This window comes from Thioclava sp. F28-4, from assembly GCF_002020045.1.
In the GTDB taxonomy this organism is placed as follows: Bacteria; Pseudomonadota; Alphaproteobacteria; order Rhodobacterales; family Rhodobacteraceae; genus Thioclava; species Thioclava sediminum.
The window spans coordinates 180516-204980 of record NZ_MPZQ01000007.1; the positions used below are offsets into that span (position 1 = coordinate 180516).

26 protein-coding genes are annotated in these 24465 nt (G+C 63.6%); 15 read left to right on the forward strand and 11 right to left on the reverse strand.

Translation table 11 applies throughout. The annotated features are described in order from the left end of the window. Positions 1-60: 60 nt before the first annotated feature. The gene (locus BMI87_RS15820; protein ID WP_078522578.1) at positions 61-1950 is read left to right on the forward strand and encodes an acyl-CoA synthetase; all 1890 of its coding nucleotides are present in this window, start codon (positions 61-63) and stop codon (positions 1948-1950) included. Between the two features lie 193 nt (positions 1951-2143). Next, positions 2144-2890 carry a VPLPA-CTERM sorting domain-containing protein gene (locus tag BMI87_RS15825; protein ID WP_078522579.1) on the forward strand — a complete coding sequence of 249 codons (747 nt, stop codon included), beginning with the start codon at positions 2144-2146 and terminating at the stop codon, positions 2888-2890. 370 nt (positions 2891-3260) lie between these two features. Here the strand turns inward: BMI87_RS15825 and BMI87_RS15830 are convergent, their stop codons facing one another. Further along, entirely contained in the window at positions 3261-4070 is an 810-nt protein-coding gene (locus BMI87_RS15830) for a division plane positioning ATPase MipZ (protein WP_078522580.1), read from the reverse strand. A gap of 190 nt (positions 4071-4260) precedes the next feature. Between BMI87_RS15830 and BMI87_RS15835 the strand changes: the two genes are divergently transcribed. Continuing rightward, positions 4261-5067 (forward strand): putative phage abortive infection protein, encoded by an 807-nt coding sequence (locus BMI87_RS15835; protein ID WP_078522581.1) that lies wholly within the window; start codon positions 4261-4263, stop codon positions 5065-5067. On the opposite strand, the gene ettA is transcribed toward BMI87_RS15835, so the two are convergent. After that, positions 5068-6723 (reverse strand): energy-dependent translational throttle protein EttA, encoded by a 1656-nt coding sequence (gene ettA, locus BMI87_RS15840; protein ID WP_078522582.1) that lies wholly within the window; start codon positions 6721-6723, stop codon positions 5068-5070. Positions 6724-7005: 282 nt separating this feature from the next. Between ettA and BMI87_RS15845 the strand changes: the two genes are divergently transcribed. From BMI87_RS15845 to BMI87_RS15855, 3 genes are all read left to right on the forward strand, one after another. Further along, entirely contained in the window at positions 7006-7338 is a 333-nt protein-coding gene (locus BMI87_RS15845; RefSeq protein WP_078522583.1) for a hypothetical protein, read from the forward strand. A 277-nt stretch (positions 7339-7615) separates the two neighbouring features. Beyond that, positions 7616-8167, forward strand: a complete 552-nt coding sequence (locus BMI87_RS15850) for a hypothetical protein (RefSeq protein ID WP_078522584.1) — start codon at positions 7616-7618, stop codon at positions 8165-8167. 112 nt (positions 8168-8279) lie between these two features. Then, entirely contained in the window at positions 8280-9041 is a 762-nt protein-coding gene (locus BMI87_RS15855; RefSeq protein WP_078522585.1) for an ion channel, read from the forward strand. A 3-nt stretch (positions 9042-9044) separates the two neighbouring features. On the opposite strand, the gene BMI87_RS15860 is transcribed toward BMI87_RS15855, so the two are convergent. Both BMI87_RS15860 and rimO read right to left on the reverse strand, forming a co-directional pair. Continuing rightward, positions 9045-9515, reverse strand: coding sequence for a CAP domain-containing protein (locus BMI87_RS15860; protein WP_078522586.1), 471 nt, complete (start codon positions 9513-9515; stop codon positions 9045-9047). Beyond that, on the reverse strand, positions 9512-10897 hold the full coding sequence (rimO, locus tag BMI87_RS15865; protein WP_078522587.1) for a 30S ribosomal protein S12 methylthiotransferase RimO: 1386 nt from the start codon (positions 10895-10897) through the stop codon (positions 9512-9514). The genes BMI87_RS15860 and rimO overlap by 4 nt, the downstream gene beginning before the upstream one ends. A gap of 235 nt (positions 10898-11132) precedes the next feature. Between rimO and BMI87_RS15870 the strand changes: the two genes are divergently transcribed. Further along, positions 11133-12398, forward strand: coding sequence for an OmpP1/FadL family transporter (locus tag BMI87_RS15870; RefSeq protein WP_078522588.1), 1266 nt, complete (start codon positions 11133-11135; stop codon positions 12396-12398). A gap of 70 nt (positions 12399-12468) precedes the next feature. Here the strand turns inward: BMI87_RS15870 and BMI87_RS15875 are convergent, their stop codons facing one another. Beyond that, positions 12469-13071: a GcrA family cell cycle regulator gene (locus tag BMI87_RS15875; protein ID WP_078522589.1), complete on the reverse strand. Its 603-nt coding sequence runs from the start codon at positions 13069-13071 to the stop codon at positions 12469-12471. 220 nt (positions 13072-13291) lie between these two features. On the opposite strand from BMI87_RS15875, the gene BMI87_RS15880 reads away from it, so the two are divergent. After that, positions 13292-14086, forward strand: a complete 795-nt coding sequence (locus BMI87_RS15880) for an ABC transporter permease (RefSeq protein WP_078522590.1) — start codon at positions 13292-13294, stop codon at positions 14084-14086. A 26-nt stretch (positions 14087-14112) separates the two neighbouring features. Here BMI87_RS15880 and trpA read toward each other — a convergent pair whose 3' ends face one another. Continuing rightward, positions 14113-14904, reverse strand: coding sequence for a tryptophan synthase subunit alpha (gene trpA, locus BMI87_RS15885; protein ID WP_078522591.1), 792 nt, complete (start codon positions 14902-14904; stop codon positions 14113-14115). 104 nt (positions 14905-15008) lie between these two features. Continuing rightward, positions 15009-15425 (reverse strand): VOC family protein, encoded by a 417-nt coding sequence (locus tag BMI87_RS15890; protein ID WP_078522592.1) that lies wholly within the window; start codon positions 15423-15425, stop codon positions 15009-15011. A 115-nt stretch (positions 15426-15540) separates the two neighbouring features. On the opposite strand from BMI87_RS15890, the gene ychF reads away from it, so the two are divergent. Then, the gene (ychF, locus tag BMI87_RS15895) at positions 15541-16638 is read left to right on the forward strand and encodes a redox-regulated ATPase YchF (protein ID WP_078522593.1); all 1098 of its coding nucleotides are present in this window, start codon (positions 15541-15543) and stop codon (positions 16636-16638) included. Between the two features lie 16 nt (positions 16639-16654). Here the strand turns inward: ychF and BMI87_RS15900 are convergent, their stop codons facing one another. Continuing rightward, the gene (locus BMI87_RS15900) at positions 16655-17143 is read right to left on the reverse strand and encodes a cupin domain-containing protein (protein WP_078522594.1); all 489 of its coding nucleotides are present in this window, start codon (positions 17141-17143) and stop codon (positions 16655-16657) included. Positions 17144-17196: 53 nt separating this feature from the next. Continuing rightward, complete coding sequence (locus BMI87_RS15905) at positions 17197-18819, reverse strand: acyl-CoA dehydrogenase family protein (RefSeq protein WP_078522595.1); 1623 nt, start codon at positions 18817-18819, stop codon at positions 17197-17199. A gap of 120 nt (positions 18820-18939) precedes the next feature. Between BMI87_RS15905 and msrB the strand changes: the two genes are divergently transcribed. The 5 genes from msrB (at position 18940) to BMI87_RS15930 (ending at position 22262) form a co-directional block, all read left to right on the forward strand. Next, complete coding sequence (gene msrB, locus BMI87_RS15910) at positions 18940-19380, forward strand: peptide-methionine (R)-S-oxide reductase MsrB (RefSeq protein ID WP_078522596.1); 441 nt, start codon at positions 18940-18942, stop codon at positions 19378-19380. 83 nt (positions 19381-19463) lie between these two features. Then, a complete protein-coding gene (locus BMI87_RS15915; protein WP_078522597.1) occupies positions 19464-20510 on the forward strand; it encodes an aldo/keto reductase in 1047 nt (348 codons plus the stop codon). Then, positions 20510-20860, forward strand: coding sequence for a hypothetical protein (locus BMI87_RS15920; RefSeq protein WP_078522598.1), 351 nt, complete (start codon positions 20510-20512; stop codon positions 20858-20860). The genes BMI87_RS15915 and BMI87_RS15920 overlap by 1 nt, the downstream gene beginning before the upstream one ends. After that, positions 20848-21363 carry a lipocalin family protein gene (locus BMI87_RS15925; protein WP_146681629.1) on the forward strand — a complete coding sequence of 172 codons (516 nt, stop codon included), beginning with the start codon at positions 20848-20850 and terminating at the stop codon, positions 21361-21363. The genes BMI87_RS15920 and BMI87_RS15925 overlap by 13 nt, the downstream gene beginning before the upstream one ends. Next, positions 21360-22262 carry a DMT family transporter gene (locus BMI87_RS15930; protein WP_246832719.1) on the forward strand — a complete coding sequence of 301 codons (903 nt, stop codon included), beginning with the start codon at positions 21360-21362 and terminating at the stop codon, positions 22260-22262. The genes BMI87_RS15925 and BMI87_RS15930 overlap by 4 nt, the downstream gene beginning before the upstream one ends. Here the strand turns inward: BMI87_RS15930 and BMI87_RS15935 are convergent. Together BMI87_RS15935 and BMI87_RS15940 are read right to left on the reverse strand one after the other, a co-directional pair. Then, positions 22259-22966: an NUDIX hydrolase gene (locus BMI87_RS15935; RefSeq protein ID WP_078522600.1), complete on the reverse strand. Its 708-nt coding sequence runs from the start codon at positions 22964-22966 to the stop codon at positions 22259-22261. The genes BMI87_RS15930 and BMI87_RS15935 overlap by 4 nt on opposite strands. Further along, positions 22959-23360, reverse strand: coding sequence for a DUF983 domain-containing protein (locus BMI87_RS15940; RefSeq protein WP_078522601.1), 402 nt, complete (start codon positions 23358-23360; stop codon positions 22959-22961). The genes BMI87_RS15935 and BMI87_RS15940 overlap by 8 nt, the downstream gene beginning before the upstream one ends. Positions 23361-23548: 188 nt before the next feature. On the opposite strand from BMI87_RS15940, the gene BMI87_RS15945 reads away from it, so the two are divergent. Then, on the forward strand, positions 23549-24409 hold the full coding sequence (locus tag BMI87_RS15945) for an EF-hand domain-containing protein (RefSeq protein WP_078522602.1): 861 nt from the start codon (positions 23549-23551) through the stop codon (positions 24407-24409). Positions 24410-24465 lie beyond the last annotated feature (56 nt).

A 24465-nucleotide genomic window follows, 5' to 3' on the forward strand; every position in this document is an offset into this window, starting at 1 on the left:
TTGCCGCATCCTGCGCATGGCCCGTCAGTGGAGGAACGCGGCGGCCGCTGGAGGAGACTAATGCAGAAATTCGCGACAGTTGCCGACCGTGATGCGGTCGAGGCCGAGAAACCCTGGGAGGCGCGCAACCGCCCCGAAACGCTTTACGGCTTTCTGAGCGAGACCGCCAAGGCCCATGGCGATCGTCCGGCCCTGTCATTCCAGATCATGTCCGGCCCGACCGACAAGGCGGAGACGCTGAGCTGGTCGCAGCTGCACGGCAAGGTCACGCAGGCCGCGAACCTGCTGCGCCATCTGGGCGTGGGGCCGACCGATACGGTGGCCTACCTGCTGCCGAACTCGCTCGAGACCGCGACGGTGCTACTGGCGGGCGCGACGGCCGGGATCGTGAACCCGATCAACCCGCTTCTGGATGCCGAGCAGATCGGCGCCATTCTGCGTGAGACCAAGGCGAAGGTTCTGGTGACGCTGAAGGCGTTCCCGAAGACCGACGTGGCGCAGAAGGCGGCTGAAGCCGTGCGCCTTGCGCCCAATGTCGAGGCCGTGCTGGAGGTCGATCTCAATCGCTACCTCTCGCCGCCGAAAAGCTGGATCGTGCCCTTCATTCGCCCCAAGACCGAGGTGAAGCACAACGCGAAGGTGATGAGCTTCAACGGCGAAGCCAGCAAGATGCCCGGCGACCGGCTGATGTTCGACGATCCCAACGAGGATCGCGTCGCGGCCTATTTCCACACCGGCGGCACGACGGGCATGCCCAAGGTCGCGCAGCACAAATATTCCGGCATGATCTACAATGGCTGGCTCGGCGGGCGGCTCTTGTTCAAGCAAGACGACGTGATGATGTGCCCACTGCCGCTGTTCCACGTCTTCGCGGCCTATCCGATCCTGATGTCGGCCATCGCGAGCGGTGCGCATGTCATCTTCCCGACCCCTGCGGGCTATCGCGGGGAGGGCGTGTTCGACAATTTCTGGAAGCTGATCGAGCGCTGGCAGGTGACCTTCCTGATCACCGTGCCGACCGCTGTGTCCGCGATGGTGCAGCGCAAGGTCGATGCCGATATCTCCTCGCTGCGGATCGCGCTCTCGGGCTCGGCGCCGCTGCCGATCGAGCTTTACAACCGCTTCAAGGCCGCGACCGGGGTCGAGATCGCGGAGGGCTACGGCCTGACCGAGGCGACCTGTCTGGTGTCGGTCAACCCGGTGGACGGCATGAAGAAAGTGGGCTCGGTCGGTATCCCGATGCCCTATACCCATGTGCGCATTCTCAAGAAGCGCAACGGCACCTACGACGAATGCGCGCGCGATGAGATCGGCGAGATCTGCGTCGCCAATCCGGGCGTCTTCGAGGGCTCGACCTATACCGAGCCGGACAAGAACCACGATCTGTTCGCCGAGGAGCGGTTCCTGCGCACCGGCGATCTGGGCCGTATCGACGAAGATGGCTATCTCTGGATCACCGGCCGCGCGAAGGACCTGATCATCCGCGGCGGGCACAATCTCGACCCGGCGGAGATCGAGGACGCGCTGCTGAGCCACCCGGCGGTGGCCTTCGCGGGGGCGATCGGCCAGCCTGACAGCTTCGCGGGCGAGCTGCCCTGCGCCTATGTCGAGCTGGTTGCCGATGCCGAGGTGACCAACGAAGAGCTGATGGAGCATGCGCGCGCCAATATCCACGAGCGCGCCGCGGTTCCGAAATATCTCGAGGTGATGGACGAGTTGCCGAAGACGGCGGTGGGCAAGATCTTCAAGCCCGACCTGCGCAAGAAGGCGATCATCCGGGTGCTCAATGCCGAGCTGGAGACGGCGGGCATCAAGGCGCATGTCATCTCGGTCACCGAGGACAAGAAGCGCGGTCTGGTGGCGCATCTGGCGACCACGGGAGACTGCGATCAGGATGCGCTGGCCCATAAGCTGGGCGAGTTCACCGTGCCGTGGGATTGGGCCCGGTAACCTGCCTCTCGCATCGCTAGCAACAATCGCGCCGCCCTCCGGGGCGGCGTTTCGATTGTGGAAACATCATGGCGGCCCATCGTGAAATTGCCCCGGTGGAGCCCCAGTGCGTCCCGATTCCGATGGTTAATGAAGGGTAACGAAGTCGTCTCCGCATCAAGAACGGGGCGACGCCATCGAGATCGAGCGTGTCATGTTGTTACCGATTGCCAGTTTTGCGAAACGCTGTCTCGCCCTTGTGGTGGCGAGCGTCCTTTATGCCTCTGCCGCGCAGGCGGTGACGGTCGATCTGATCACCAACGGTGATTTCGAGACCGGCGATCTGTCGGGCTGGAATTCGACCAGCTCTTCCTATGCAGAGGACTTCCAGATCAATAACGGGCGGTTCAATCCGCGCGGGCCGACGCGCCGCGTGGATCCGATCTCGGGCAGTTACGACGTGATGAACGAGCAAACCGGCTACGGGATTTCGACCCTGACGCAGTTCTTCACGGTGCCCGATCGGGTGATCAGCGCAAGTTTCAACTTCACCTATCAGCTCGTGAACCACTACGCGTCGGGCTTCGACGATCCCAATCAGCAGTTCCGCGTGAGCCTGATCGACGATGCGGGCGCGGTGATCTCGCAGATTTTCTCGACCCAGCCGGGCGACGCGGCGGTCCAGGGCGCGACGCCGCTGAGCTACGATCTGACCAGTTATCTGCAGGCGGGTGTGGGATCGACACTGGGCATCCAGTTCGATGTCGAGACGAGCTATTACTATATGAACGCCTCGCTCGACGACATTGCGATGATGGTCGAGACGCCCGCCACCGTGCCGCTTCCCGCCTCGGTCTGGATGATGCTGGCGGGGCTGGGGCTTTTCGCGGCGCTTGGCTGGTCGCGCAAAGCCCGTAATGGCGTGGATATCGCAAACTGCGACGGTCCTGTCGCGGCGTAAGAGGCCGTGAAAGCGTCCCGACAACGCCACTGACATATCCCCAGCCCGCCACGTAAGCGCCTCAATTGGCCGGAAATCTCGAAGGGTGACGCCAAAACGGCGTCGATACAAAGGAGACACGAAATGCGCTGTCTGGCTGCCCTTTTTCGCCTCTTCAAGCGCCGCGAGGATCGGATTGACCTGCGGATGAAAGAACTCGGCTCGATGCCCGCACCGTGCCGCAGACGCGTATCGCCTTTCGCCGAGATGCCGAAACCTCAGTAAAAGCGCGCGCCCTAGTCAACCACCCGTACCAGTACGAAACGCCCGAGGGTCACTCCCAGCGGGCGTTTGTTTGTCTCAAGGGGCCTGTCGCGCCGTGTGATAGGCCTCAGAAGTCGACCGCGACGCCGGGCAGGTCCAGCTCCTTCATCAGGTCGCGCACTTCCTGACGGGCCGCCACGTTGGAGATGTTGAGGCTCTCGACGCCGAGGTCCTTGAGGTCCAGAAGCGTCAGCCCGCGCGGGAACAGCTCGCGGAAGATCACCCGCTCGGAGAAGCCGGGCGAGACGCGGAAGCCGATGCGCTTCGAGAGCTGCTCCAGCGCCGCGCCGACCTTGCGCTTGTTATGCATCTGCTGGGCGCCCACGCGGTTGCGTAGCACGATCCAGTCGATCGGCTTCAGCCCGGCCTTCGCGCGCAGCTGCCGCGCCGACCAGACCATCTCGGAATAGATCGAGGGGCCGATCACCTTCGACGTCACCGGATCGATCCGCGCCAGCAGGTCGAAATCGATGAAACTGTCATTGAGCGGCGTGACCAGCGTATCGGCCAGCGAATGCGCGACCTGAGACAGCCGCGTATGCGAGCCGGGGCAGTCGATCAGGATGAAGTCGCAGGACGGCTCCATCTCGGCCACGGCGGTCGACAGACGGTGGTCGTAGGGGTTCTCGCCCGGACCCAGCGTCGAGGCATCGACCTCGGGTAGTTCGCGATAATCGGGGCAGGGCAGGTCGAGCCCCTCGCGATCCATATAGGCCAGCCGGTTCTCGACATAGCGCCCGAAACTGCGCTGCCGCAGATCGAGATCGAGCGCCCCCACTTTCCATCCCATCCGCGCCAAGGCGGTCGCCACATGCATCGAGGTGGTGGACTTCCCCGACCCACCCTTTTCGTTGCCCATCACGATGATATGCGCCAAGTCCCATCCCCGCTTTGTCTTGTGTCTTGTCCCTTACCAGACACTATAGATGGCAATGGGGAACTGGGGAAGGTGGCGCGCAAGGGGCGAGGTGAGATGAGGCTGGGGTGTGTGGTTTTGGTTGGGGGTGACTGTACGCGCGGCCTGGATCTATAGTTGGTAGAGTTTGTTCATCATTTAAGGGTCAGAGATGGCGGAAAAGAAAACGCCCGATATGAAAACAGCAATCCTTTTAGCTTTCTTGGTGCTGTTGTTTTGGGGGGGGAACTGGATTGTAGCTAGTAGCACCAATGAGCCGGGGGTTTTCGGCGACCAGTTTGGTGCTGTAAATGCATTATTCACAGGCCTAGCATTCGCAGCGGTAATATATGCGATCTTGTTGCAGCGAGTGGAGATTTCATTGGTGCGAGATGAACTGGATCGTACGAAAGGTATATTGGAGGAGCAGCAAAATTTAGCTCAACTTCAGGTTTCTGCGCAATCAAAGCAGATATTCGAAAGCACCTTCTTCAACCTGCTTAATGTTTTCTCCGAGATAGTGCAGTCGATGGATCTTAAGTCAAAAGAATTGCCAGACGTAACAGGTCGCGATGTTTTTCCGGTGTTCTTGAAGCGCCTTCGCAGCCAAGACCCACTTAAGACGGCCGGGATGTACCCATCTACGGACAAGGGGCCTGGGGAAGCGGAAGAGGCCTACGAAAAGTTCTATGGGCAATATAAGTCCGAGCTCGGGCACTATTTCCGAACGCTTTATAATCTCTACAAATTTGTGGATTCTAGCGAAGTAGAGGACAAAAGACTTTATACAAACCTAATTCGCGCGCAACTTTCGGATGACGAGGCGCTTATGTTGTTTATCAATGGTCTCTCCCCCAGAGGTTCTAAGTTCAAACCTCTTTTAGAAAAATATTCGGTTTTGAAGAATGTGGACCTTGAGGATCGGATCGTAATTAGGGCGAAGGGGCGCACTGAATACGCCCCCTCAGCATTTGATTAATCACCGGCTGAACTTCTTATACTTCACCCGCTTCGGCTCGACGGCATCGGGGCCGAGACGACGGATCTTGTCTTCCTCGTAATCCTCGAAGTTGCCCTCGAAGAATTCCACATGGGCGTCGCCCTCGAAGGCGAGGATGTGGGTGCAGAGGCGGTCGAGGAAGAAGCGGTCGTGCGAGATGATGATCGCGTTGCCGGCGAAGTCTTCGATCGCGGCTTCCAGCGCCTGCAGGGTTTCGACGTCCAGATCGTTGGTCGGTTCGTCGAGCAGCAGCACGTTGCCGCCCTCTTTCAGCAGCTTGGCCATGTGGACGCGGTTGCGCTCACCACCCGAGAGCAGACCGACTTTCTTCTGCTGGTCGCCGCCCTTGAAGTTGAACGCACCGCAATAGGCACGGCTGTTCACCTGCGCGTCGCCCAGTTCGATCAGCTCGGCCCCGCCGGAGATTTCCTCCCAGACGGTCTTGTTCGCATCCAGCGCGTCGCGCGACTGGTCGACATAGGCAAGCTTGACCGTGTCGCCGACGGTGATCTCGCCGGTGTCGGGCTTGTCCTGACCGGTGATCATGCGGAACAGCGTGGATTTACCCGCGCCGTTCGGGCCGATCACGCCGACGATGGCGCCCGGCGGGATCGAGAAGGACAGGTCCTCGATCAGTTGCTTGTCGCCGTAATGTTTCGAGATGCCCTCGACCTCGATCACCTTGCCGCCCAGACGCGGGCCGTTCGGGATGATGATCTGGGCCTTGCCGACGCGCTCGCGCTCGGACTGGTCCGCCATCTTCTCATAGGCCGAGATACGCGCTTTGGACTTAGCCTGACGCGCCTTGGCACCGGCCCGGATCCACTGAAGTTCCTTCTCGAGGACCTTCTGCTTGGCCTTGTCCTCGCGGGCTTCCTGCTCGAGGCGCTTGGCCTTCTGTTCCAGCCATGCGGAGTAGTTGCCCTCGTAGGGGATGCCGCGGCCGCGCTCGAGTTCGAGGATCCACGAGGTGATGTCGTCGAGGAAGTAGCGGTCGTGCGTGACGCAGAGGATCGTGCCCTTGTACTCGATCAGGTGCTTTTGCAGCCAGGCGATGGTTTCCGCGTCGAGGTGGTTGGTCGGTTCGTCGAGCAGAAGCATGTCGGGCGCTTCGAGCAGCAGCTTGCACAGCGCGACCCGGCGGCGCTCACCGCCCGAAAGGGTTTCGACATCGGCCTCGTCGGGCGGGCAGCGCAGGGCTTCCATCGCGACGTCGACCTGGCTGTCCAGATCCCACAGGTTTTCCGAGTCGATCTCGTCCTGCAGCTGGGCCATCTCCTCGGCGGTCTCGTCCGAGTAGTTCATCGCCAGCTCGTTGAAACGCTCCAGCTTGGCCTTCTTGGCGGCCACGCCTTCCATGACGTTGCCGCGCACGTTCAGCGCCGGGTCCAGATCGGGCTCCTGCGGGAGATAGCCGACTTTCGCGCCTTTCGCGGCCCAGGCCTCGCCCGAGAAGTCCTTGTCGAGGCCCGCCATGATGCGAAGCAGCGTGGATTTACCCGCGCCGTTGACGCCGACGACGCCGATCTTCACGCCGGGAAGGAAATTCAGGCGGATGTTTTCGAAGCATTTCTTGCCACCCGGATAGGTCTTCGAGACACCATCCATGTGATAGACATATTGATAGGACGCCATGGTCGACCTCGTTTGGAATAAGGGGTTTGGGCGCCTTCTATGCGGAAAGCCGGCATAGGGAAAGGGGGCGTGGCGGGGGCCTACGGGCGAGCCTGCCGCTTCTGTCGTTTAACTGTCATTTTTCAAGGTGCGTAAATGCGCAGAACCGTGTTTGAAAACGCCAGTTTCATGCGGATACGAACGGACCTAGATCAGCGTCATCGCCGAGGGCACAGACGCTTCCCCCTGTCGCTTCGCTCTCGGTGAGAAGCACAACACGCGTATTCGTATAGGAGAGTAACAATGAAAACGCTGATCACGACTTCGGTCCTCGCCCTCGCCCTGAGCACCTCGCTGGCCGCTGCTGGCGGTGACGGCTACGGCTCCATCGCACCGTCGATGTCGCAAAGCTCCTCGGCCAGCAAAGGCTCGGCTGTTGGTGAAGTGACCCCCGGCAAAGCGCAGATCGCAGCCCAGCTCGGCCTGAACCCGGCTGAATACACCACCGCCGAACTGTTCCGCATCCAGAACGCGCTGCGTAACGGTAACCGCGAAGAGGCGAAATACGTCATCAACCACACCAACCGTCAGCCGGTTGACGTGGCGCCGCAGCCCGTGATGGGCCGTGACGCGTAAGATCGACACAGTCTTCTGACCGAAAACGGCCCCCTCGCAGGGGCCGTTTCTATATCCGGCCTATCGTGCCGGATTCTTTCGAGAAATACGGTTTCCTTTTGTATTCCAGTCACTTCACGGAATCCGGACTGGATGAGAGTTCCCTGTGTATATGTGTTTGAGTGAACACGGGGCGGGGCCAAAACGGCCTTTTGTGCGATGATTGGGCTCATATGTCGGGGTCATCGGCGCCACAGGGTGCCGCTGGAAATCAACCTGCTGATGAAAGGATTTCATCATGACCCGCAATCTTCTGACCACCGCTATCGCAGCCCTCGCACTGACCGCTGGCTCCGCCGGGATCGCCTCGGCCGCCACGACCCAAGTCGGGGCCGACAATGGTACGGATCTGGGTGTCATCGCCCCTTCGATGACGCCGCAATCCCAAGCGTCGTCGATGGTCGTCAACGCCACCAATCAGGGCAAGACCCAGATCGCGGCGCAGCTGCAAACCTTCGCCGGTCTGAACAATGTCGATCCCACGCAATATTCGGTGGGTGAGTTGCAGAAGATGTTGCACGCGGCCCGTAACGGCGATGTCGCCAAGCTCGCCTATTACCGCAGCCACGCGGACCGGCAGTTGGGCGGTCCCGGCCTTGGTGAGACCACGCCGGGCAAAACCCAGATGGCCGAGCAGCTCGGGCTCAACCCCGATGATTACACCGTGGCCCAGCTCCAGCGCATCCAGCACGACGTGCAGCGCGGACGTTACGGCGACGCCAATTACATCGTGACCCAAGGCGCCTCGTCGCAACCCGCGATGATGCTGTTCGCGCCCAGCGCCCAATGAGCTGATATGAGCTGTCTCCACGAAAAGGGCGGTCCTCCGGGGCCGCCTTTTTCATGCGCTTTGACAGGGCGTTCAAAGCCTGTATCCCTGAGCGAAGACGATGGGAGAGACGATGCTCAAGACGCTACACCATTACTACGAGGAAGATTCTCGTCGCGCCCATGCGTTTCGCTACGCGCTTCTGGCCTTCGATCTTGCCACGATCCTCTTCGTCATCGTCACCTCCTTCTTCCCGCACACGGTCACGATCGAAGTCATCGATGCGGTGATCGGCGTCGTGATCGTGGCGGATTTCCTCGCCCGCTACGCGATCTCAGGCGAGAAGGTCCGCTTTTGGACCCGTGCGGCGACATGGGCCGACATCATTGCGATCGGGTCGTTCCTAGCGCCGATCGCAGGGGAGGGGCTGGGCTTCCTGCGAATCCTGCGGACGTTGCGCTTGCTGCACACCTATCAGCTCATGGCGCGACTGCGGCACGACTTCAAATTCTTCCGCCATCATCAGGAAATCATCGTCGCCGCGATCAATCTGGGCGTGTTCCTCTTCGTGATGACGGGGCTGATCTATGCCACGCAGGTGCGGATCAATCCGCAGATTTCCAACTATGCCGACGCGCTCTATTTCACCGTGACCACGCTGACGACGACGGGGTTCGGGGATATTACACCCAAAGGCGAATGGGGGCGGATGATCTCGGTCGCCATCATGATATTCGGCGTCACGCTGTTCTTGCGGCTCGCGCAGGTGCTGTTCCGGCCCACGAAGGTGCGCCATGAATGCCCGACCTGCGGGCTGAGCCTGCACGATGCCGATGCGATCCACTGCAAACATTGCGGCGAGGTCATCCACATCGACACCGAAGGGCTGACCTGAGCTTCAGCAGGGCTTCGCGAGCACCATCACGTACCACGGCCCCTTGCCATCGCGCCGGGGCACGACCGCCACGCCGATCCTGGTCACGCCGCGCAGCAGGATGTTGCGGCGATGGCTGGGCGAATGCATCCAGGCGTCGAACACCTCACCCTGATCGCGCTGGCCCATCGCGACATTCTCGGCGATCAGGCAGGCGCGGAAGCCAGCCTTCGCCGCCCGCCTGAGCGGGGTCGATCCGTCCGAGCCCTTGTGATCGAAGAAGCCGCGCCGGGCCATGTCGCAGCCTTGCGTTGCTGCGGCCTGCGTCAATTGCGGGTCCATCGCGAGCGCGTTCAGCCCCTGGACTTGCCGTTGTTGCGAAGTCGCCTGCGCAATCTCGCGACCCTGAGTGGCATCGATGGCGCATTCGCCAGCTTGCGCCGCGAGGGGCAGCAGGCCGAGAAGCAATGCGAGCAGCGCGAGTGTGCGGATCAAACGAGCCTTCCCCAGAGATCGTATTCCGAGGCCTCATCGACCTCGACCGTCACGATATCACCGGGGCTGAGATTCTCGAAATCCTCATCGATGAACAGGTTGCCGTCGATCTCGGGCGCGTCTGCCTTGGTGCGGCAGGTGGCGCCTTCGGCATCGACCGCATCGACGATGACCTGTTGCACCGAGCCGACCTTGGCTTGCAGCTTCGCCTCGGAAATCGCCTGCGCCTTCTCCATGAAGCGGTTCCAACGATCCTGTTTCACCTCGTCAGGCACGTGATCGGGCAGGGTGTTGGAGCGCGCGCCCTCGACGTTTTCATATTGGAAGCAGCCGACGCGGTCGAGCTGCGCCTCGTCCATCCAGTCGAGCAGATATTGGAACTCGTCCTCGGTCTCGCCGGGATAGCCCACGATGAAGGTCGAGCGCAGCGTGATATCCGGGCAGGCCGCGCGCCACGCCGCGATCTCGTCGAGCGTCTTGGCCGAGGCCGCAGGCCGCGCCATCCGCTTGAGCACATCCGGGTGCGCATGTTGGAACGGAATGTCGAGATAGGGCAGCACGCCGCCGCCGTTTTCCTGTGCCTCCGCCATCAGCGGGATCAGGTTACGCACATGCGGGTAGGGGTAGACGTAATGCAGCCGCACCCAAGCGCCGAGCGAGCCCAGATCACGGGCGAGATCGGTGATGTGTGCGCGGTGGCCCCGCTCCTCGGCGTGTTTGATATCGACGCCGTAAGCGGACGTGTCCTGCGAGATCACCAGCAATTCGCGCACGCCCGCGCTGACCAGTTTCTCGGCCTCGCGCACGATCGCATGGGCCGGGCGGCTGACGAGGCGGCCGCGCATGTCGGGGATGATGCAGAACTTGCACTTGTGGTTACAGCCTTCGGAAATCTTCAGATAGCTGTAATGGCGCGGCGTCAGCTTCACGCCTGCCGCGGGCAGAAGATCGACGAAGGGATCGGGATCGGGCGGCACGGCGGCATGGACCGCGTCCAGCACCTGCTCGTATTGATGCGGGCCGGTCACGGCGAGCACGGAAGGATGCGTGCCGGTGATATATTCGGGCTCCGCGCCCAGACAGCCCGTCACGATGACCCGGCCGTTTTCATTCAGCGCCTCGCCGATCGCTTCAAGGCTTTCCGCCTTGGCGCTGTCGAGAAACCCGCAGGTATTCACGATCACCGCATCCGCGCCCGCGTAATCGGGCGAGATCGCGTAGCCCTCGGCGCGAAGCCGCGTCAGGATGCGTTCGCTGTCGACCAGTGCCTTGGGGCAGCCAAGCGAGACCATCCCGATCAGCGGTTGACCGGGGCGGGGGGCATCCGTGATGCGCGCGCGGGGCGCGAGATCTGGACGCAGGTTCGGAGGGTTTGTGCTCATGGCGCGCGATATAGCCCTTGCAGAGCGTTCCGAAAAGCCCCCCGCGTGACGGGGGGTATTCCCGTGGCATGAGAGGCGGATTTCGGCCCCACTCGCGCCAAACGAGAAAACACTTGCCAGATCAGGTATATTTAAAGTTGAATATTTGAAGCTGTTTTTCGAACGGCACAGCCGAGGCGCAGGGGGGAAGGGAGAGCCTGCCTGCGCGACAAACCGGCTCAGAGGGAGGAAACTAATGAAGAAGTTTGAATTACCCCGTTTTGCGGGGGCGGTTTCGCTGTGCCTGGCGTTGGGCGTTCCGGGCGTCGCAAGCGCGACCGAGGGCTACTTCGCCCTTGCTTACGGACCCGCGCAGCGCGGTGTCGGCGGGGCAGGGGTGGCCTATTCGGTCGACCCGATGTCAGCGGCGATCAACCCCGCGAATATCGCCGATATCGGCCACGCGATGACCTTCGGGCTCGAGGCGTTCTCGCCGCGGCGGGGATTTGACGCAAACGGGGCCTTCCCCTTGCCCGATGGCGGGGCGGATTCGGGGCATGAATGGTTCGCGATCCCGAATTTCGGCTATAACCGCCCGCTGGAAGGCGGCGGCGCGTTGAACGTCATGGTCTATGGCAATGGCGGCATGAATACGAGCTATCCCGATGTCGCGAACCCGAACTGCGCGGCCGCGCCGGGCGATTCCGGGATTTTCTGCGACGGGAAGGCGGGCGTCGATCTGATGCAGATGTTCGTCTCGGTTGGCTACGGGCGCAAGGACGGGAATTTCAGCTGGGGCATCGCGCCGACATTCGCCGCACAACGGTTCGCGGCGCGCGGTCTGAATCCTGCGTTGTTCGGGCCGATGACGACGGATGCCAGCAATTTCAGTGGCAGAGGCTACGACATCTCCACCGGGTTCGGCCTGCGCGCGGGTCTGAAATACGAGATCTCGCCGCAGGTCACGGTAGGCGTCGCGGGGCAGACCCGCTTCAAGATGACGAAATTCGACAAATATGCCGGGCTTTTCGAGGATGGCGGCAGTTTCGACATTCCCGCCTCGATCAGCGCGGGCGTCACCTTCAAGCCGCGCAGCGATCTGGCGCTGATGCTGGACTACCAGCGGATCTTCTACAGCAATATTGCTGCGGTTGGGAATTCCAATACCAACGGGCTTTTCGGGGCCAAGGGCGGCGCGGGCTTCGGTTGGGACGATGTGGATGTCGTTCGGATCGGCGCGGAATGGCAGCAGACGCCGGACATGACGTGGCGCGCGGGCTATGCCTACGCGACGAACCCGATCGGCAAGGAGGACGTGATGCTGGGCGTGCTCGCCCCCGGTGTGGTCGAGCATCATTTCAGCTTCGGCGGGGCGAAGAAGCTCAACGAGCGCGACACGTTCGATTTCGCGATCAACTACGTTGCGCCGCATAAGGTCAAAGGGCCGGGCATGTTCGGCGGCGATGTCGAATTGGACATGCACCAGTTCTCGGCCTCGGTGGGCTGGACCCGGCGGTTCTGACCCTCCGACCAACCGACCAAAGAAAAAGGGCGCCTCGCGGGGCGCCCTTCGTCATTCAATCGCGGTTGTCTCAGCGGCGACGGTCGCGGCGCGAGCTCATCGGCTGGAAGGCGACGCCGACATGGGCCTCGCAATAGGGTTTGCCGGATTGGCTCGGCAGGCCGCAGAACCAGAATTCCTCGGTCGCGGGGTCGCCGATCGGCCATTTGCAGGTGCGCTCGGTCAGCTCCATCAGGCCAAGCTTCTTGGCGTGTTTCTCGACCTCACCGACCTTGGCCAGCGCGGCCGGGTCGATCTCGTTGGCGGAGGGCTGCGGCGGCAGCGGCTGACCGGCGGGGATGATCGCCTTGCGCGCAGGCGAGACAGCAGGCGTTGCAGCCTGTGCGGGCGCGGGGCTTGCCGGTTTCGCGGCGGGCTTGGGCTCGGGCGCCTCGGCTGCGGGCTGCGCGGCGGGCTTCTCGGCCTTCGCCTCGACCTTCTCGGGCTTGGCTTTCGGCTCGGGTTTTGCGGGCTCTGCTGCGCCGCCGGTGCGGTTCGACAGGCCGAGGCGATGCACCTTGCCGATCACCGCGTTGCGCGTCACACCGCCCAGCTCTTTCGCGATCTGGCTGGCCGACTGGCCTTCGGTCCACATCTTCTTGAGCAATTCGACGCGTTCATCGGTCCAGGACATGGGCATCCTTCCTTGGTTTCCTGCAAGTCCGTCTCGCAGGCCATTCCAGTTTCAATCCCTATTTTAGCGGGAGAGCGCAGAGATACAATCGCGAGGCCCGCTTTTCAAGGCCCGCGAGGACGTCCAGAGCAGTGCGCAAGCGGGAAACCAGCTGTGCGCGGGCTACGTTGAGCTGCGGGCCGCGAGCGTGTAGGGAGCGGGCAACAACGGGAGTATCAGGATGTACGAGATCGGCGTGCGCCGTTTTGGCGCGGTGAACTGGATGGGCCTGCGGATGCTGGGGTGGCGCGAGATTCGCCGCTTTCTCGCGGTCTGGCAGCAGACGGTGCTGGCGCCGCTGATCACCGCCGGTCTGTTCCTGACCGTCTTCGCGCTGGCCTTCGGGCGCAACCGCGCCGACGTTCTGGGTGTCGATTTCCTGCATTTCATCGCGCCGGGCATCCTGATGATGACGGTGATCCAGAACGCTTTTGCCAACACATCTAGCTCGATCGTGATCGCGAAGGTGCAGGGCAATATCGTCGACACGCTGATGCCGCCGCTTGCGCCGTGGGAAATCCTCGTGGGTTATCTGACCGGCGCGGTGGCGCGGGCGCTGATCGTGGCCGTGGTGATCTGGCTCGGGCTGTTCGCGGTGCTGGGGCAGGGGATCGCGCATCCGTTCTGGGCAATTGCGGCGGTCGTGCTCGGCGCGGCCTTCCTTGGCGGTCTGGGCATTCTGGCGGCCGTCTTCGCCGACAAGTTCGACCAGATGGCGGCGATCACCAACTTCATCATCACGCCGCTGTCGTTCCTGTCGGGCACCTTCTACTCGGCCAAGGCGCTGCCGCCGGCCTTCCAGATCCTGACCCATTACAACCCGGTCTTCTACCTGATCGACATGGCCCGCTTCGGCTTCCTGGGCGTATCGGACGCCTCGCCGTGGCACGGGTTGGCCGTGATCTGCGCCGCGCTGGTCCTGGTTCTGGGGCTTGGCTGGTACTGGCTGCGCATCGGCTATCGCATGAAGCCCTGAGCCGCGCTTAAGCGGCGCGTGGCCGTTCAGGCCGAATGCGCGCCGCCTGCGAGGCCCTTCACGAAGTCCAGAACTTCCGCCACCGGCTTGCCCTCGGCGATCTCTTTCACGATGGCCGAGCCCACGACGCAGCCATCGGCCACGCCCGCGATGGTCTTCGCGGCTTCGGGGGTCGTGATGCCGAAGCCCACGATCACCGGCAGATCGGTCTTCGCCTTGATCCGGGCGACTTCCGGGCCGACCTCGGTCGCCTGCGCGGCCTGAGAGCCGGTAATCCCCGTCACCGAGACGTAATAGACGAAGCCCGAAGTGTTCTGCAGAACCTTCGGCAGACGCTTGTCATCGGTCGTCGGCGTCGCGAGGCGGATGAAGTTGATCCCGGCAGCCTGCGCGGGGATGCAAAGCTCGACATCTTCCTCGGGCGGCAGGTCGACCACGATCAGCCCGTCGATCCCGGCAGCCTTCGCGTCTTCGAGGAAGCGATCCACGCCGCGCGAATAGATCGGGTTGTAATAGCCCATCAGCACGATCGGCGTGGTGTCGTCGGTCTTGCGGAACTCCGCCGCCATATCGAGCGTCTTCTGCAGCGTCTGCCCACCGTCGAGCGCGCGCTGGCCCGCCAGCTGGATCGTCGGACCGTCGGCCATCGGATCGGTGAAGGGCACGCCCAGCTCGATGATGTCGACGCCTGCCGCCGGCAGACCCTTCATCACCTCGAGCGAGGTCTCCAGATCCGGGTCGCCCGCCATGATGTAGGAGACGAAGGCTTTCTTGCCCTCTTCCTTGAGGCTGGCGAATTTGGCGTCGATACGAGTCATGGCGTCCCTCCGGCTGGTCCCGAAGCGGTTTGCGCGAAGAGGGCGGGAAAATCAATGCCTCGCGCGTGGTGTAGTGTTGTAGTGACGTCCCAGACGGCCTGCGCCTACATCTTTGCCGGGCCGTTGATCATCCAAGCCGTGCCGAAGCGGTCGCGCAGCATTCCGAAACCGTCGGCCCAGAACGTGTCGTCGAAGGGCATCATGACCTCCTCGGCCCCATCCATCAGCCGCTCGAAGATCGCCTTCGCGGCCTCCCGGCTCCCCGAGACATGCGAGATCGAGACCGAACTTTGCGGCCTGTCGCGCCCCTCGGGCCAATCCGAGGCCATCAGCGCGCCATCGCCGAGCTTGATCAGCGCATGCATGATCCGCGCCTTGCCTGCCTCGCTCATGCCTTCGCTGGCCTCGGGCATATCGCCATAGCGCATGATGAAGGGTGGCTCGGTGCCGAAGAGGTCGGCATAGAAACGCATCGCCTCTTCGCAGTTTCCCTGAAAGTGGATGTAGGGTTCGAAACTCATCGCGGTCACCTCCCTGAACAAGAAGGCCAGCCTATCACGATTCCGGCCCTCGCGCGCGCTTGCACCGGGGGCGGCCAATGAATAAGAAGCGCGCAGCCACAAACAGGAGGGCGAAATGGGTTTCAAGATGGGTATCGTGGGTCTGCCGAACGTGGGCAAATCCACCCTCTTCAACGCGCTGACCAAAACGGCGGCCGCGCAGGCGGCGAATTTCCCCTTCTGCACGATCGAACCGAATGTCGGCGAAGTTGCCGTTCCCGATGAGCGGATCGACACGCTGGCCCAGATCGCAGGCTCGAAAGAGGTCCTCCCGACCCGCATGACCTTCGTCGATATCGCAGGCCTCGTGAAAGGCGCCTCGAAAGGGGAGGGCCTCGGCAACCAGTTCCTCGCCAATATCCGCGAAGTCGATGCGATTGCCCATGTGCTGCGCTGCTTTGAAGATGGCGATGTGACCCATGTGGAGGGGCGCGTCGATCCGGTGGCCGATGCCGAGACCATCGAGACCGAGCTGATGATCGCCGATCTCGAAAGCCTCGAGAAGCGTATCGCGAACCTCGCTCGCAAGGTGAAATCCGGCGACAAGGAAGCGAAAGAGGCAATGCGCCTTCTGGAACAGGCGAAAGAGGCTCTGGAAGCCGGTCGCCCCGCGCGCACCGTCGAGGTGTCGGAGGACGACCGCAAAGCGTGGAACATGCTACAGCTGCTGACCGCCAAGCCGGTTCTCTATGTCTGCAATGTCGAGGAAGGCTCCGCCGCGACCGGCAACTCGAAATCCGAAGCGGTCGCCAAGATGGCCGCCGAGCAGGGCGCGGGCACCGTGGTTATCTCGGCCAAGATCGAAGAAGAAATCTCGCAGCTCGACGCCGAGGAAGCGGAGATGTTCCTCGAAGAGATGGGTCTGGAAGAGGCGGGTCTCGACCGCCTGATCCGCGCGGGCTACGACCTGCTGGGCCTGCAGACCTATTTCACCGTCGGCCCGAAAGAGGCTCGCGCGTGGACGATCCGCAAGGGCACGCTGGCCCCGGCGGCGGCAGGCGTCATCCACGGCGATTTCGAACGCGGCTTCATCCGTGCCGAGACCGTCTCCTACGATGATTACGTCGCCAACAAGGGCGAAGCGGGCGCGAAAGAGGCGGGCAAGTTCCGCGTCGAGGGCAAGACCTACGAAGTGAAAGACGGCGACGTGCTGCACTTCCTGTTCAACGCGTGAACCTCGGCTGGGGGCGTCACTTCTTGGCCCCCGCCTTGACCTCCGTGATCGCGTCGGCATCCACCATCTGCCAGGCCATTCCCGCATTGCGGTAGAGCCGTTTGCCGAGGTCGGGATAGTCGCCGACGTCATGGGCCAAACGCTGCCCGACCACGAGCAGCCGCAACATCTCCGATCCGGTATTCTCGATCGTATGGGCCGCGCCGCCCGCGCGGTAGCCGATGAAATCGCCCGGCCCGATCGCGTGACGCTCTTCGCCGATCCGCGCGGTCGCCTCGCCACTCAGCACAAAGATCGCCTCGTCCTCATGGTGGTGGCGGTGAAACTCGGTGGTCTCGCAGCCGGGCTCCACCTCGATGATATGCACCCCGATCCCCGTCAGCCCCGTCGCGTCGCCAAGGCTCTTGTTGATCCGCCGCGCATTCGGGTTGAGGAAATGCTTCTTCGCCAGCCCTTCCATTGCCGCGATCTCATCGGCCCGGATCAGATACCGGTCTTCGCTCATCGCGCCTCTCCTTCTCATTGATCCAAATATCCCCGCCGGAGGCTTCCGCAGTCTCAGCCAGCGATCCGGCCCAGGATAGCAGAGACATCGCTGCCCGCCATCGCCCCGGTGGTCCGGCCCGCCTCGCCCGCAAGCCGCGTCGCGACGAAGGCGTCGCTCACCGCCGCAGGTGCATTTCGGATCAGCAGCGACGCGGTCAGGAGCAGTGCCAGCCGTTCCGCGAACCAGCGCGCTTCGGCCTCGGTTGGGAGCACTGGCCAGCGGGCGAGGTGATCGGCCAGCGCCGCGTCGTAGCGCGGATCGGTGCCGCGCGCCGCGTCCAGCTCCGCGCGCAGCATCTCCGCCGCCAGTGGTTCTTTCGCCAGCGTGCGCAGTATGTCGAGACAGATCACATTGCCCGAGCCCTCCCAGATGCCGTTCAGCGGCGCTTCTCGATAGAGCATCGGCATCGGCGTGTCCTCGACGTAGCCGATGCCGCCCAGCACCTCCATCGCCTCATAGGTCACGACGGGGCACCGCTTGTTGCCGTAATATTTCGCCAGCGCCACGCCGATCCGGGCGAAGGCACGATCCTCGGGGTGGGCGCTGTCGAAGGCCTCCGCCACCCGCATCCCCAGCGTCAGCGCGCCTTCCCAATCCAGCGTCAGATCGGCCAGCACCGCACGCATCAGCGGCTGATCGATCAGGCGCCGCTGGAAGGCGGAGCGATGCGTCGCCCAGTGATGTGCCTCGGAGATCGCGGCGCGCATCAGCCCCGCAGGCGCGAGCGCGGTGTCGAGCCGGGTGTGGTGCACCATCTCGATGATCGTCGCGACGCCCCGGCCTTCCTCGCCCAGAAGATGGGCCACCGCGCCCTCATATTCGATCTCGGAAGACGCGTTGGAGCGATTGCCCAGCTTGTCCTTCAGCCGCTGGATGCGGATCGCGTTGCGCTCGCCTTCCAGCCAGCGCGGTACGAGGAAGCAACTGAGCCCCTTTTCGGTCTGCGCCAGCGTCAGGAAGCCGTCCGACATCGGCGCAGAGCAGAACCACTTATGCCCGGTCAGCCTCCAATGCCCGTCGGCGCGCTCGGCCCGTGTGGTGTTCGCGCGCACGTCCGAGCCGCCCTGCTTCTCGGTCATCGCCATCCCCAGCGTCGCGCCGGTCTTCTCGCCCACCGGCAGCACGCGCGGATCGTAGCTGCGCGCGGTGAGTTTCGGACGCCAGAGTGCGGCGATCTCGGGCGTGGCTTCGAGCGCGGGCACGGCGGCATAGGTCATCGTCATCGGGCAGCAACTGCCGGGTTCGATCTGGCTTGCGAGATAGACCATCGCGGCATGGGTGGCATGAGCGCCCTTCGCGCCCTCCCACGGCAGCGCGGCATAGCCCGCGCCGATCCCGGCCTCCATGAAACGATGATAGGCAGGATGAAAGCGCACCTCGTCGAGCCGCCGCCCGCCCATATCGAAGAGCCGCAGCTCCGGCAGGTATCGGTTCGCGTCGCGGCCCGCCTCGCGCATCTCTGTGGTGCCGAGCGTCTGGCCATAATCTGACAGCCCCTCCGCCTGACCGCCCGCCCGCGCCACGGCCTCGCGCAGCGGTGCATCCGTGGCGTAGAGATCGACGTCACCGCGCGCGGGCGGCTGGTTCTCGACGCGGTGGGTGGGCAGATCGGCGCGGGGATCGGGTGTGGTCATGGTCGGCTCCTCCTGATCCGGATGGTAAGCTTGCGCCGTAGAACATGCGAGCGAAACGCGGCGGCAGGGCTTTTCTCGCAGCCTCCGCCGCCTAGATCAGGCGCGAAAGGGAGACCCATCATGAGCAACTGGCAAAAATCCGACGACGCGATCGCAAAGCTCACCCCCGAGCAATATCGCGTCACCCAGCAGAACGGCACCGAACGCCCCTTCACGGGCGAATATGACGACCACTCCGCCAAGGGCATCTATGTCGACGTGGTCTCGGGCGAGCCGCTTTTCGCCTCCTCGACTAAATACAATGCGGGTTGCGGCTGGCCGTCCTTCACCAAGCCGCTGATCGACGATCATGTCGTGGAACTGACCGACACCAGCCACGGCATGACCCGCGTCGAAGTGCGCTCGAAAAACGGCGACAGCCATCTGGGCCATGTCTTCCCCGACGGCCCGCGCGATCAGGGCGGTCTGCGCTATTGCATCAACTCCGCCTCGCTGCGCTTCGTGCCTTACGAGGAGATGGAGGCCGAGGGCTACGGCGACTACATGGACCGGGTCGAGTAAACCCGACCGGGTCAGAGGCCTTTACCTTCCCGCGGCCCGGTGGCAGGGTCCGCGCAACATCATATGACAAAGGGGGCGCGGGCATGCGCAAGCTGGAACTTGGTCAAAGCGGGATCATGGTGTCCGAGATTTGTCTCGGGACGATGACCTGGGGCAGCCAGAACACCGAGGCCGAGGGCCATGACCAGATCGATTTCGCGCTCGACCGGGGGATCAATTTCCTCGACACGGCCGAGATGTATCCGGTGAACCCGGTGAAGGCCGAGACGATGGGCCGGACCGAGCAGATCGTGGGCACTTATCTGGCCAAGCGCGGCAAGCGCGACGATCTGGTGGTGGCCACCAAGATCACCGGCGAGGGCTCGAACGCGATCGAGGGCGGCCCCGAGATCAGCCCGACCCGGATCCGGCAGGCGGTCACGGATTCGCTGACCCGTCTTCAGACGGATTACATCGACCTCTACCAGTTCCACTGGCCCAATCGCGGCTCCTATCACTTCCGCAAGACGTGGCGCTTCGATCCGTCGAAGCAGCCTTCGAAGCAGGAAGTGCTCGACGATATGAGCGCCTGTCTCGAGACGCTCGAGGCGCTGCGCCAGGAAGGCAAAATCCGCGAATTCGGCCTGTCGAACGAGAGCGCCTGGGGCACCGCGCAATGGCTGGCACTGGCCGAGGCGGGCAAAGGGCCGCGCGTCGAGTCGATCCAGAACGAATACTCGCTGATGTGCCGCTACTACGACCTCGATCTGGGGGAGTTGGGGCAACAGGAGAAAGTGACGCTGCTGGCCTATTCGCCGCTCGCCGCCGGTATCCTGACGGGCAAATATTCGGGCGACGTGATCCCCGACAACACCCGCCGGTCGCTGGTCAACAATCTCGGTGGGCGCGCCAATCCGCGCGCTTTCGAGATCGCTGACCGGTATGTCGCGCTTGCGAAGGAGTTCGATCTTCACCCGGTGACGATGGCGATTGCCTGGGTGATGAGCCGTCCCTTCCCGGTGATCCCGATCGTTGGCGCGACCTCGGTTGACCAGCTCAAGCCGAACCTCGACGCCGAAGGGGTGGAACTGCCGAAGGAGCTGCTCGACAAGATCGCCGAGCTCCACAAGCATTACCCGATGCCCTACTGATGCGCGGGGCGTCGATCCTTCTGTGTGCAGCGCTCGCCTTGGCGGGCTGCAATCCCTTCGGCCCCTCGGACGAGGGCGACACGGCAGAGCAATTGCCGCTGGTCGGCCAAGAGAAGATCGATGCCGGGAAATTCGAATGCGTCGCGCGCGGCGGAAAATGGCTCGCGCGCGACGGGGCGTTCATCTGCGTTAAGATGACCTCCGATAGCGGCAAGAGCTGTCAGGCGGGCAGCGAGTGCGAGGGTGAATGCCTCGCACGCTCGAAAACCTGCGCGCCGGTGACCCCGCTTCTGGGGTGCAATGAGGTGATGAGCGAGGCGGGCTACCCGATGCAACTATGCGTGCAATGAGCTGGGCGAAGATCGCTGCGCTGGGCGGGATGCTCGCGATGACCCTCGCGGGCTGCGCGCCCCAGCCGGAGACCGCGTCGCTGCGCAAACCGGGCGCGCTGATCTCTTCGGCGTCGCTGTTCGATCCGCAGCGCTTCGGTGGCGAATGGCATGTCGTCGAGAGCGGCATTCCGGGGTGTTCGGGCACGCAGAACTGGGCGTGGGACGGCAAGAGCGCTTACCGGCTGCGCGGCACGAATTGCGCGATCACGCCCGACGCCGTCGACGAGACCGTGACGCTGACCGGGCCGGGCGGGCGACTGCTGGCGAAGGACGCGTTCGGCGGCGAGCCGATCTGGGTGCTCTGGGTCGATTTCGATTATCGGGTTGCGGTGCTTGGCACACCTTCGGGCCGCTGGGGGATGATCCTGTCGCGGCAGGCCTCGCCACGGCCCGATCTGATCAAGGCGGCGCGCGATGTCATGGATTTCAACGGCTATGACATGACGCAGGTCGGTAAGTGACCGACGCGCCGGTGCATCTCTGGGTCTGGGTGACGCTGTTCGCCGCGGCCGTTCAGACCATTCGCTTCATGCTGCAAAAGCTGCTGGCGGGGGCGCAGCTCTCGGTGGGCGGCGCGACGTTTTCACGCTTTCTGTTCGGCTTCCCGCTCGCGGCTGTAACGGCGCTGGGCTTTCTGGCCGCGACGGACACGCCATGGCCGCGTCTGAGCGGCCCCTTCTGGGGTTTCGTCATTGCGGGCGGGGCGGCGCAGGTGGCTGCGACCTTCCTGACGGTGGCGCTGTTCGGCTTGCGCAATTTCGCGGTGGGCGTGGCCTTCACTAAGACCGAGACGGTGCAGGTCGCGCTGTTCTCCGCGATCATCCTTGGCGAATTCGTGGGCCCCATCGGCTGGATCGGGATCGCGATCGGACTGGCGGGGGTGCTGTTCCTGACCAAACCGCCCGAAGGCGGCTTCAACCCGCGTGCGGCGCTTTACGGCGTCGGGGCGGGGGCGCTGTTCGGCCTGTCCTCGATCTTCTATCGCGGCGCGACGCTGGAGCTGGAGCCGCTCGACTTCTTCGCCCGCGCTATCGTCGCGCTGGCTTGTGCTACTTTCACCCAATCGCTCGGCATGGGGCTTTATCTGCGACTGCGCGAGCCAGGCGAATTGACCCGCGTGTTCGGCGCGTGGCGGCGCACGGTGCTGGTGGGGATCACCGGCGTTCTGGGCTCGGCAGGCTGGTTCACCGCGTTTTCGCTGCAAAACGCGGCCTTCGTGCGCGCGCTGGGCCAAGTGGAGATCGTGTTCACGCTGCTCGCCTCGGCGCTGGTCTTCCACGAGCGGCTGCACAAGCGCGAAGGGGTGGGCATCGCGCTCGTCGTGGTGTCGCTGATCGTGATCGTGCTGGCGGGACGTTAAAGCCCGATCCGCCGGAACTCCGAACGCGGCCCGCGATTGTCGAAGAACGGCACCGAATGCGGCGTGCCAAGCGCGTGTTTGGTGGTGATGAGGGCGGCGATTTCGGCCAGCACCACTTCGGTGATGAAAGGCAGGTTGAGCGCTCGCGCCTCGGGCAGGGGCACCCAATGCAGGTGCGAAAGCTCGTCGCAGGCGCGCGAGAAATCGTCGAGATCGCCCTGGATCGCACCCGCATCGATCAGGAAGAACCGCGCATCGAAGCGGCGCGGGCGGCCGGGCGGCGTGATCGCGCGGAACACGAAATGCAGATTGGCCGCCGAGGGCAGAAAGCCCAGATCGGCAAAGCCCTGCCAATCGGTCGGCACCGCGCCGGGCCAACTGGTTCTCTCGCCCAGCACCAGCCCGGTCTCTTCCCACAGCTCACGCAGAGCGGCGGCGGCCAGCGCCCCGCCGATCCCTGCGGGCGCATCGGCCTCGAGCCGCGCGTGATCGGGCGCGGGCAGGGGAGAGGCGAAGGGCACCTCCCAATCCGTGGCGTCGAGCGCGCCGCCCGGAAAGACGTATTTCGACGGCATGAAGGCGGCTCCAGCGCCACGCTGGCCCATCAACACGCTCGGCGTCGCATTCGCGTCACGGCGCAGGACGATCACGCTGGCCGCGTCGCGTAGCGCGGTTTTGTCGACCGGGGGGCGCGTGTCAGTCATGGACGATTTCGCCTTCGCCGAAACCATGCATCCGGCGCGACCATTGGATGCCCACCAGCATCCCCTTCATCAGCGGCAAAAGCACCGCCGAGAGCACCATCGAGCCGATGCCGAAAATCCAGATCATCTCCCACGGTCCGGGGCGGAAGGCGATGAAATAGGCCGCCATCATCGGAATCGCGAGATGGCCGACGATCAGGATCGTCAGATAGGCGGGGCCGTCATCGGCGCGCTGATGCGAGAGGTCCTCGCCGCAGGCCGGGCAGGTATCACGCACCTTGAGATAACTGTGCAAAATCCGCCCCTTGCCGCAGGCCGGGCAGCGGCAGCGCAGGCCCCGCCCGATCGAGCGGCCCAGCGGGCGGTCATCGTGATACTCGTCATGCGACTGCATTGCGCTCTCCCTTGTGGCGGTCTCTCTCCGCCCGTTCGCAGGGCAGTATGGCGGCAGCCGGGGCGGATGGAAAGTCCGGCGGGTCTATCACGGATGCGTGAGTTTGGCGACGGAATGCTGCGGGCGCCTCGTTTGGTTAGACATCGACGGCGCGAGATGTGCCGTGGGAGCGAGAACAGGAGTTTCGAATGAAAGTCATGAACAGGCAGACCCTCGTCGCGGCAATCCTCGCGGGCAGCGCGATCACCCTCGCGATGCCGGTGGTGGCGCAAAACCAGAACGGCGGCCAGATGCAGGGACAGCAGGTCATGCCCGGGAATGGGCCGGGCAACGGAGCTGGTAATGGCCCCGCCAATGGCATGGGGCAGAACATGCAGCCCGGCGCGATGGGCGATCAGGACGGGCGCGGCTTCGGCTTCGACATCAGTCGTTTCGACACCGATGGCGACGGTCAGGTGACGATGGAGGAAATTCAGGCCAAGCGGGCCGCCGACGCCGAGGCGCTCGACGCCAATGGCGATGGGATGATTTCGCAGGAGGAGCTCGTCAATTCCGAGATGGCCAAGGTGAAAGCCCGCATCGAAGCCCGCGTGAAAGCGCGCTTCGCCGCGCAGGACAGCAATGGCGATGGCGAGCTGTCGGCCGCCGAACTGATGGCGCATCCGATGCCGACGCGCATGTTCGACCGGATGGACCGCAACAATGACGGGGCGATCAGTGCCGACGAGATGCAGATGGCCAAACGGTTCATGCAGCGGATGAGCGACCGCCGCGACCATGGCCGGATGGGCAAGGGCGATTACCACGGCCATGACCGCATGGGCAAAGGGGATCGCCATGGCCATGACCGTATGGGGTGGAACGGCGACCGCGACGGCTACGGGCGGATGATGCAAGGCGATGGCCCGATGGGTCAGGGTCCTATGGGGCAGGGGCCGAACGGCCAAGGCCCGCAGGGCACGCCGCCGATGCAGCCGGGCGCCGGGGCTGGCCAAGGTCAAGGTCCGGGCAACGGTCCGGCGGATGGCTCGGGCCGATCCACGAACTGAGTTTCGAGCAGTGAAAAAAGCCGGGGCGCGGCAAAGCGCCCCGGCTGCATGTCAAA

Excerpts from the sequence above, each read along its gene's own strand:
- BMI87_RS15820 (WP_078522578.1), top strand. The coding sequence starts at position 61 with ATGCAGAAATTCGCGACAGTTGCCGACCGTGATGCGGTCGAGGCCGAG.
- BMI87_RS15825 (WP_078522579.1), top strand. The coding sequence starts at position 2,144 with ATGTTGTTACCGATTGCCAGTTTTGCGAAACGCTGTCTCGCCCTTGTG.
- BMI87_RS15835 (WP_078522581.1), top strand. The coding sequence starts at position 4,261 with ATGGCGGAAAAGAAAACGCCCGATATGAAAACAGCAATCCTTTTAGCT.
- ettA (WP_078522582.1), bottom strand. The coding sequence starts at position 6,723 with ATGGCGTCCTATCAATATGTCTATCACATGGATGGTGTCTCGAAGACC.
- BMI87_RS15845 (WP_078522583.1), top strand. The coding sequence starts at position 7,006 with ATGAAAACGCTGATCACGACTTCGGTCCTCGCCCTCGCCCTGAGCACC.
- BMI87_RS15850 (WP_078522584.1), top strand. The coding sequence starts at position 7,616 with ATGACCCGCAATCTTCTGACCACCGCTATCGCAGCCCTCGCACTGACC.
- BMI87_RS15855 (WP_078522585.1), top strand. The coding sequence starts at position 8,280 with ATGCTCAAGACGCTACACCATTACTACGAGGAAGATTCTCGTCGCGCC.
- rimO (WP_078522587.1), bottom strand. The coding sequence starts at position 10,897 with ATGAGCACAAACCCTCCGAACCTGCGTCCAGATCTCGCGCCCCGCGCG.
- BMI87_RS15870 (WP_078522588.1), top strand. The coding sequence starts at position 11,133 with ATGAAGAAGTTTGAATTACCCCGTTTTGCGGGGGCGGTTTCGCTGTGC.
- BMI87_RS15875 (WP_078522589.1), bottom strand. The coding sequence starts at position 13,071 with ATGTCCTGGACCGATGAACGCGTCGAATTGCTCAAGAAGATGTGGACC.
- BMI87_RS15880 (WP_078522590.1), top strand. The coding sequence starts at position 13,292 with ATGTACGAGATCGGCGTGCGCCGTTTTGGCGCGGTGAACTGGATGGGC.
- trpA (WP_078522591.1), bottom strand. The coding sequence starts at position 14,904 with ATGACTCGTATCGACGCCAAATTCGCCAGCCTCAAGGAAGAGGGCAAG.
- BMI87_RS15890 (WP_078522592.1), bottom strand. The coding sequence starts at position 15,425 with ATGAGTTTCGAACCCTACATCCACTTTCAGGGAAACTGCGAAGAGGCG.
- ychF (WP_078522593.1), top strand. The coding sequence starts at position 15,541 with ATGGGTTTCAAGATGGGTATCGTGGGTCTGCCGAACGTGGGCAAATCC.
- BMI87_RS15900 (WP_078522594.1), bottom strand. The coding sequence starts at position 17,143 with ATGAGCGAAGACCGGTATCTGATCCGGGCCGATGAGATCGCGGCAATG.
- BMI87_RS15905 (WP_078522595.1), bottom strand. The coding sequence starts at position 18,819 with ATGACCACACCCGATCCCCGCGCCGATCTGCCCACCCACCGCGTCGAG.
- msrB (WP_078522596.1), top strand. The coding sequence starts at position 18,940 with ATGAGCAACTGGCAAAAATCCGACGACGCGATCGCAAAGCTCACCCCC.
- BMI87_RS15915 (WP_078522597.1), top strand. The coding sequence starts at position 19,464 with ATGCGCAAGCTGGAACTTGGTCAAAGCGGGATCATGGTGTCCGAGATT.
- BMI87_RS15920 (WP_078522598.1), top strand. The coding sequence starts at position 20,510 with ATGCGCGGGGCGTCGATCCTTCTGTGTGCAGCGCTCGCCTTGGCGGGC.
- BMI87_RS15925 (WP_146681629.1), top strand. The coding sequence starts at position 20,848 with ATGCGTGCAATGAGCTGGGCGAAGATCGCTGCGCTGGGCGGGATGCTC.
- BMI87_RS15935 (WP_078522600.1), bottom strand. The coding sequence starts at position 22,966 with ATGACTGACACGCGCCCCCCGGTCGACAAAACCGCGCTACGCGACGCG.
- BMI87_RS15940 (WP_078522601.1), bottom strand. The coding sequence starts at position 23,360 with ATGCAGTCGCATGACGAGTATCACGATGACCGCCCGCTGGGCCGCTCG.
- BMI87_RS15945 (WP_078522602.1), top strand. The coding sequence starts at position 23,549 with ATGAAAGTCATGAACAGGCAGACCCTCGTCGCGGCAATCCTCGCGGGC.